We start from the raw sequence: 7,250 nt of genomic DNA on the forward strand, positions 1-7,250 counted from the left end.
TTGGGCCATGAGGCTGCGCAGGCGGGAATTCTCACCCAGCAGACGGGCGCGCTCAAGGCCGTTGGCCGTAGCGCGGAACAGGTCGTCCGGCTCCACGGGCTTGGTGAGAACGTCATACGCCCCGGCTTTCAGCGCTTCCACGGCGGATTCAATGGACCCGTAGCCCGTGAGCATGACCACTGTGAGGTTTGGGTCGGCGGTGAGGGCCTGCTGGAGCAGGTCCAGCCCGGACAGGCCGGGCATGCGCAGGTCCGTGAACATGAGGGCGATGCGCTGGGTAGCGAGGATGGACAGGGCCTCCTCGCCGCTGGTGGCGGTGAAGCACGGCGTCTTTGGAAATTCGCGCGTCAGCAGGCGCGAAAGCCCGCGCGCAAAGTCGTGCTGGTCATCAACGATGAGTATGGCGTCGGACGTGGCGTCCTGATTATGCGGTAATGTCATCGGCTGTCTCCGAGATGGGGAAAGTGAGGGTGAACCGTGCGCCCCCGTCGCTGTGAACGGTGATGGTGCCGCCGATGTCGCGCATCAGGCCGAACACCACGGCGAGGCCAAGCCCCGTGCCTTTGCCCACATCCTTGGTGGTGAAGAACGGATCGAAAATCTGGCTCTGCATGTCCTTGGGAATGCCGGGGCCGTTGTCGGCCACCACAATGCGCACGGCGTCCGGCGTGGCTTCGGCGTGCACGCGCACCTCGCCCGTGTCGCGCGGGACCACGTCCAGCGCGTTGATGAGCAGATTGGACAGCACCTGCTCCAGCGAAATGGGGTCCGTGGTCACGGGGGGCAGTGTGTCCGGTACGTCCATGACCAGCCGGGCGTGCCGGGCTTCGGCCTGAACGGTAAAGACGTCGCCAAGCATGCGCAGCACCTCGCCGGGGTCGCTGGGGCCTTTGCCAGCCGAGCGGGGGCGGGCAAAGTTCAGGAGGTCCTGCAGCACGTGCTGGGCCTGCTTGGTGTGGCGCAGGATAACGTCCACGTCCGCGCGGTCGTCGTCCTTTTCCGCGCCGGAGCGCAGAAGCTCCGCGTAGCAGGCGATGACGCCGAGGGGGTTGTTGATTTCGTGCGCTAGTCCGGCGGCCAGCTTGCCTACGGTGACGAGCTTTTCGCTCTGCTGCATCTGGGCCAGCATCTGCTTTTCCGCCGTGTTCTCACGGGCGTAGACAACGGCGCGGCTGTCGCTCGCCTCTGCGCCGCGTACGGGGTAGATGGAAATCTGGAAGGAGCGCCCGCACGGCAGTTCGCGCTCAAACGAGAGCGGCTGGCCGCCTGCGATAACGCTGCGCAGTGGGCAGGTGTCGCCTTCGTCCCGCGACAGGCCAAACAGCGGCGGCACGGCGTCGACATAGGCCTGCGGGCTGATGGCGGATTCGCCAAGGGCGCGTGCGGCTTCGTTGGCGATAATGACGTTGCAGCCGCCATCCATAAGCAGCAGCGGGTCCGCGATGCCCTCAAAAATGGAGCCGAGCAGGTCGTTCTGCGTCAGCAGGGTGTCCAGCGCGCTGAGGTTTTCCATGGCAATGCCCAGCTGCTGCCCCAGCGCCACAAGGATGTCGCGCACCTGTCCGGGCTCGGTGTCTGCGCTGTCGTCAAAGTACAGGCACAGGTAGCCCTCCACGGTGTGCTCCGAGGAGCGCACCGGGATAAAGGCGCTGTCGTAGGTGAGCAGCGGCTCGCCGCTGGCGACCACCTCATCCCAGTTGTCCGGCTTTTGTGGTTGCACGCCGGGCTTGGGCCACGAGTAGTAGTTTTGCGAGGCCAGCGTGCAGACAAAGGCGGCCTTGCGCGCGTTAAAGCGTTTGCCAATGCGCGGGAGGGCGGCTTCCAGCAGTTCGCGGCGGGTGTGGCTGACGTTCAGCGTGTTGAGGATATTCACGAACAGCGTCACGTCCGTGCGGCGTTCCATGGCCTCGCGCGAGAGGTCGGCGGTGCGGTCGTCCACCATCTGGCGCAGGTTTACGGCGTAGTGTTCCAGTTCGCGCCGCGCCTGTGACAGGTGCGAGGCCAGTTCCTCCACGCCGTGGAGCACGTCCTCAATCTCGTCGCCGTCGCCCAGCTGGGTGAGGACGGAGGTATCCGCCTGCTCGGTGAAGTGGTCCGTCAGGACGTCCGTCAGCCGCCGCAGGTTATGCACCACCACGCGGTTGAACAAAATGTTCACGATGCCAAAGGATAACAGCGCCCCAGCGATGGCAAGGGAGATATAGCCCAGCGTTGCCCCGCGGATGCGTGACAGCGCACTGCCAACGGGCAATGTGACGGCGGTGACGCCGCCGATGGTGTCGACATCATGCCCAAAGCCGCGGGTGTTGCCGTAGCGCTGGATAAGCTCCTTGGGCGCGCGGCCCGGCTCGCCGTGGCAGTTCATGCAGGAGGAGACGAATTTCACCGGGCGGGCCGTAATATAGAACTGCTGGCCGTCGATGGTGTCGAACCCGGAGAAGGTGCGCTTGCCCGGGTGGTCCTGAAAATATTGGACGAGCTCGCGCTCGCGCGGGGTGGCTTCGTAGTTGGGATTGCGCGCCCCGATGGCGACGCGGCGGTAGTGCGGACTCAGCGCGCCCGTGGTGGCCATGCCGTCCATGACCTTGCGCGAGATGTACGACGTGCTCATGGCTTCGATGATGAATTGGTCCTCGGGCAGGGCGCGGTACATGGCGGGGCGCAGGGTGTTGCGGACGTAGGTGCGCACCGCCTCCACCTGATTGAGCATCATGTCCGCCTTGCTGGCGACTTCCGTCTCCAGAAGCGTGCGCAGGTGGAAGTACAGCCCGCACGCAAAGAGCAGACCACCGCCGAGGGCGATGCCCGCGAGGCCGAGCAGGAACTTAGTCTGAAGCTTCTTTGGACGGGTGACTTTCATGGGCTCATGGTGTTTGGGTCTATGGTTCACGCGCACAGTAGACGGCCTTTGCGGCTGACGCAAGGGGTGGGTGCGTTCTTGTGGCAACACGTGTTGCCGCAGGTTTGCAAAACACACGGCGAATGATTCGCGAAAGCGACGACTGCGAAAGCAATTATACGGATTGTGAATATTGGAACATATATTGCTGCAAACGGGCAGACGAAGAGAGGAGGTTTCACAAACCAGACGGGAGGTTAGCTATGGCAAATGGCGAACTGGCGCGTCCCGGCAGTGGACCGGTATGGGCCATCAGCGTGATTCTCTTGGCCTACGCGGCCTTGGTGCAGACCGGGGCCATTACGGACACGCTGAAGGCGCTGCATGTGCACAAGGCCATGGATACCATGATCTACCTTGGGTACATTGGCGGTTTTCTCGGCGTGGTCACGGGACTCATCCTGAACATGCGCAAGGACAAACCTGTCGGCAACTTCGACATCTTTGTCGTGAACACCATCCCCGGCATCCTGTTCATTATGCTGCTGGCCATGGGCATCCGCTGGTTTGCGGAGCCGCTCATCACCATCATGTCCACCAACCTTGTGCCCGTGTTGGGCTTCAAAATCCATAAGGTGCTCAACCTCAACTATGTGGTCCTTGGCATCCTTGTGGGTATCGTCATCACCAACACATGGGGCATCCCGAATTTTGCGGCGTCCGGCGTGAAGACCGCCCGGTTCGTCCTGAAAATGGGCGTCATCCTGCTGGGTGCCCGCTACTCCTTTGCGGAGCTGGCAAAGCTGGGCATGACCTCCATCTGGATGATTGGCTTCTTCGTTTTGGGCACCGTGTTTATGGTGCTGTGGCTTGGCCGCGTGTTCGGACAGCCCAAATCCATGAGCGGCGTGCTCTCCGCCGGTATGGGCGTGTGCGGCGTGTCCGCCACTGTGGCCTGCGCCCCCGTGGTCCGCGCCCGCTGCTCCGAAATGGCCTACACCATCGGGACCATCCTCGGCTTTGGCGTGCTGTGCATGTTCGCCTTCCCCACCATTGGCAAGCTGGTGGGCATGTCCCCCACGCAGTTTGGCGCATGGGCGGGCACCGGCATTTTGAACTCCGCACAGGTTGCGGCGGCCTGCCTCGCCTACAACGCCGTGGATATCAAGACCCTCAAGGTCGGCGAAATCTTCAACATCACCCGCGTGCTGTTCCTGCCCATCATCGTTTTGGTGCTGGCCGGCTGGTACGGCCGTCAGTCCGGGCAGCGGCTCACCTTTAAGGAAGTTGTCATCGACAAGTTCCCCCTGTTCATCATCGGCTTCCTGCTGCTGTTCTTCATGTCCTCCATTGGGCTGTTCAGCCCGCCCAGCCACTACAAGGGCAAGTACCTCGACTTTACCTACAACCAGCGCACCGAGGTGACGCCGGAAGAACTCACGGTCATCAAGGGCGCCGTGGCGCAAGGCATTCCCGGTTTGCACGAGGATGAGGCCGCCGCACTGGCCGACCTGGCCCACCAGCGCCAGATTGCCGGCGACTTTGCCGACAAGGACAACCACGCCGTGTACGACGCCACCGGCCGCAAGCGTATGGCCGCTCTGGAATCCATCATCGCCCGCGTGAAGGGCGGCGAGCTGACCATTGCTGCGCCGCTCGTCTCGGCCGTGAAGCACGCCGTCAAGCAGGTGCACAAGAAGTCCAAGACCATCGTGGCCCTGACTGACGCCATGATGTGGTTCTTCGCCTACGGCCTCATTGGCCTTGGGATGCAAATCACGCGCAAGGCCATCACGCAGGCGGGCGGCTGGCCGCTGGCCATCGGGCTTATCTCCGGTGTGACCAAGGCCACGCTGTCCTTCCTTGTGGTTATCCTGTTCGTGAAGGAAGTCGTGCTCAAGTAGGAGGCAAATATGAGCGAGATTCGTACAGAAAACTGCGACGTGCAGCAGGACGATCAGTCCCAGAACGAAGAGCGTGCCCTGTCCGTGTTCGAGTCCGAACGCAACGAGGACCTTACGGCCCTTGGCTTTGTGCTGGTTGTCGTCTTCTTCGTGCTGCTGTTTACCAAATGGATGGCTTAGCTGTCCCATGAGGACGGCTGGCGGAGACTTTCGGCCTGCATAGGGCGGGCCGGATGCACCTCCCTCATTCCGTCTCCCCGGCCCGCACACGGCCCGTGCGGGCCGGGGGCAATCACCCCAAACCCGGAGGCATGAAACGACGATGTTCAGGAATATCCTCGTGGCCAGCCACGGCACCCCCGGCGCGCGTCAGGCCGAGAGCATGGCCGCGTCCCTCGCCCGGGAGTGCGGCGCGGCGCTGACCGTGCTCTCCATCGTCAACATCGACTGGAACGTCATGACAGGGGACGATTGGCTCAATTCCTCAGCCACGCGCAACCACTTTGCCAACTACGTCGAAGGCGAAATTCAGCGCGAGGTCAGCGCCGTGTGGGAACGCATTCAGGAGGAGCATCCCGACCTGTCGCCGCACTTTGTGCGCAAGGTTGGGGAGTTGGAGGACGCCCTTGTGGACGCCGCCGCAGAAGCCGGGGCGGACCTCATCGTGGTCGGCGCGCGGCAAAAGACCCGAACGCCCGGGTTCAAGGCCCGGCTCAAGGGGAAAAAGCTGCACCCCCGGCTCGGCTGTCCGTTGCTGGTGGCCCCATGAGCGTGTATTCTGAAACGATGATAGATACGTCCGGCCGACATTTTAAGGATCTCATGGGCCTGCTCATGCAGCCCCGCGCGGGGTGGACGGAGGTGAATTTGCCGTGGAACAGGGCGTTTTGGGAGGCCCTGACGCCCGCCACGCTGGCGCGCCTCAACCCGCACTGGGAGCTGTCCTACGATGAGAAAGGCTCCATGCACATCTACGACCATTTGCTCGACGTCTCCTTCGTGGCGGATATCGACATGCATGTGGACGAAACCGGCTGGGCCGCGCACATCGCGCCCCTTGGCGTGGCCATCATGGCCCGCCCGCAATCCGGCGAGTGCAACACCCTGTTCAATTACGCCTTCACCGGTGATGCGGACATCACGCTGTCCGGTTCGCAGGCCGAGGAGTGGGCGTTCTATTGGCTGCGCAGTCTGCGCGAGTATCTGCGCGTGTGCGTCGCGCGGGGACCAGCGGGCATCTTTTGGCGCTTTTTTATGCGCCGGTGCTGGCTCAGGATGTCCCCGCCACAGCGGCGCATCAGTCTGTTTATGATTAAGCTGACCCTCATGGAGATGGTGCTCATCGTCGCCCTTGGGGTCGGCTATTGGGCCTACGTCACGCTGTAGCCGCGCCGCATAGGCGCTGCGTCCCTCCGTTAGCAGGGGCAGCGGTCAGGCCAAGGGAGGAAGAACATGCGGAACTGGATGCGGCACTTCTGGTGGTCGTTTTTCGCAATCTGCTACGTTGGGTCCATGCCCGTCATTTTGTATCAACTCATGGGCCAAGGCCGTGACTGGCCCGGCATTTTCCTGCAGACGGCCGTGCTGCCATCCGGAGCATGGCAGGCCGACATTCTCTGGGCCAACCCCGGGTTGGCCGTGGTGCTCGCCCTCTATATCGCCACCGCGTCCGTCTACGCCACATGGCGGCGCAATGATTATCTCAGCTACCGCGAGTCGCGCGTACAGAGCGCCCGCGGCTTTTAAGCATTCTCACCGCACCACAAGAAAGCAGCCGGGACCCGCAAGCGGATTCCGGCTGTTTCACGTGTGATGTCGAGGCGTCTCGTTGAGGCTGACAACTCCTTAAGCTACCGCCGAAACTCCCAATATTCCACCGCCATACAGCGTACCTTTTCGCATAAAAATCGACAGCGGAAGAGAACTCTCGCATTCGCGCCGCGCCGTCGCACGCCATACGATAAATCGCCGGAAAAGCGCGGGTATCGGCCGTAGACAGCGGGCGCGTCCGGCCATACCGTGGAACTGCGGCTAAGGTTCCAAGTGTTTCAACTGGAAACGTGTAAGGGAGGAACCATGATCGATAGAGAAAGAATTGCGAACAGGCAGCGTATCGGCAAGAGACTGCTTCAGTGGCACTACGAAGAAGCGCCCCACATCAAGCGTCTCGGCTTTGACGGCGAAAACGAAGAAGCCCGCCGCCTGCAAGGCAAGTTCGGCAACACCCGCGTGCAGACCTCCAAGCGCCGCAAGTACGGAAAGGATGCCATGACCCTTCAGGAACGAAAGTTCGAAGAAGCATGGCCCTGGTACGACTTCTAAGACCACCACCCAGTCACGCGCGAATGCGCGCGGCAGGACATAAGCACCACCTCCTCAGCCCCGGCACCCGCCGGGGCTTTTTTTGCGGCGAGCCATGGGGGGGGGGAGGCGCTGCGAATGTTTTTTTTGCTCCGCAGGGTTAAGGGCCACGGGCCCTTAACGATCCCATGTGCGCACAGGCCGAG

Annotated in this window: 8 protein-coding genes; 6 read left to right on the plus strand and 2 right to left on the minus strand. The window is 62.4% G+C overall.

All coding sequences use genetic code 11. From position 1 onward, the window contains the following. Both ACY69P_RS12055 and ACY69P_RS12060 read right to left on the minus strand, forming a co-directional pair. On the minus strand, positions 1-441 hold a 441-nt coding region (locus tag ACY69P_RS12055; RefSeq protein WP_462327644.1), incomplete at its 3' end, for a response regulator. Beyond that, positions 425-2,860 carry a c-type heme family protein gene (locus ACY69P_RS12060; RefSeq protein ID WP_462327645.1) on the minus strand — a complete coding sequence of 812 codons (2,436 nt, stop codon included), beginning with the start codon at positions 2,858-2,860 and terminating at the stop codon, positions 425-427. The genes ACY69P_RS12060 and ACY69P_RS12055, both read right to left, overlap by 17 nt. A 242-nt stretch (positions 2,861-3,102) precedes the next feature. On the opposite strand from ACY69P_RS12060, the gene ACY69P_RS12065 reads away from it, so the two are divergent. The 6 genes from ACY69P_RS12065 (at position 3,103) to ACY69P_RS12090 (ending at position 7,065) form a co-directional block, all read left to right on the plus strand. Continuing rightward, positions 3,103-4,743: a YeiH family protein gene (locus ACY69P_RS12065; RefSeq protein ID WP_404843869.1), complete on the plus strand. Its 1,641-nt coding sequence runs from the start codon at positions 3,103-3,105 to the stop codon at positions 4,741-4,743. Positions 4,744-4,752: 9 nt separating this feature from the next. Next, positions 4,753-4,923 (plus strand): hypothetical protein, encoded by a 171-nt coding sequence (locus ACY69P_RS12070; RefSeq protein ID WP_404843868.1) that lies wholly within the window; start codon positions 4,753-4,755, stop codon positions 4,921-4,923. Positions 4,924-5,065: 142 nt separating this feature from the next. Further along, the gene (locus ACY69P_RS12075) at positions 5,066-5,512 is read left to right on the plus strand and encodes a universal stress protein (RefSeq protein WP_459900398.1); all 447 of its coding nucleotides are present in this window, start codon (positions 5,066-5,068) and stop codon (positions 5,510-5,512) included. After that, complete coding sequence (locus ACY69P_RS12080; protein WP_462327646.1) at positions 5,509-6,129, plus strand: hypothetical protein; 621 nt, start codon at positions 5,509-5,511, stop codon at positions 6,127-6,129. The genes ACY69P_RS12075 and ACY69P_RS12080 overlap by 4 nt, the downstream gene beginning before the upstream one ends. Before the next feature lie 66 nt (positions 6,130-6,195). Continuing rightward, a complete protein-coding gene (locus ACY69P_RS12085) occupies positions 6,196-6,489 on the plus strand; it encodes a hypothetical protein (protein WP_462327647.1) in 294 nt (97 codons plus the stop codon). 330 nt (positions 6,490-6,819) lie between these two features. Next, on the plus strand, positions 6,820-7,065 hold the full coding sequence (locus ACY69P_RS12090) for a hypothetical protein (RefSeq protein ID WP_459900402.1): 246 nt from the start codon (positions 6,820-6,822) through the stop codon (positions 7,063-7,065). Positions 7,066-7,250: the final 185 nt, after the last annotated feature.

Source organism: Desulfobaculum sp. (assembly GCF_054921475.1).

What these genes read in the sequence shown, in the direction of transcription:
- ACY69P_RS12075 (WP_459900398.1), top strand. Translation starts at nt 5,066, where the DNA reads ATGTTCAGGAATATCCTCGTGGCCAGCCACGGCACCCCCGGCGCGCGT.
- ACY69P_RS12090 (WP_459900402.1), top strand. Translation starts at nt 6,820, where the DNA reads ATGATCGATAGAGAAAGAATTGCGAACAGGCAGCGTATCGGCAAGAGA.
- ACY69P_RS12070 (WP_404843868.1), top strand. Translation starts at nt 4,753, where the DNA reads ATGAGCGAGATTCGTACAGAAAACTGCGACGTGCAGCAGGACGATCAG.
- ACY69P_RS12060 (WP_462327645.1), bottom strand. Translation starts at nt 2,860, where the DNA reads ATGAAAGTCACCCGTCCAAAGAAGCTTCAGACTAAGTTCCTGCTCGGC.
- ACY69P_RS12065 (WP_404843869.1), top strand. Translation starts at nt 3,103, where the DNA reads ATGGCAAATGGCGAACTGGCGCGTCCCGGCAGTGGACCGGTATGGGCC.
- ACY69P_RS12085 (WP_462327647.1), top strand. Translation starts at nt 6,196, where the DNA reads ATGCGGAACTGGATGCGGCACTTCTGGTGGTCGTTTTTCGCAATCTGC.
- ACY69P_RS12080 (WP_462327646.1), top strand. Translation starts at nt 5,509, where the DNA reads ATGAGCGTGTATTCTGAAACGATGATAGATACGTCCGGCCGACATTTT.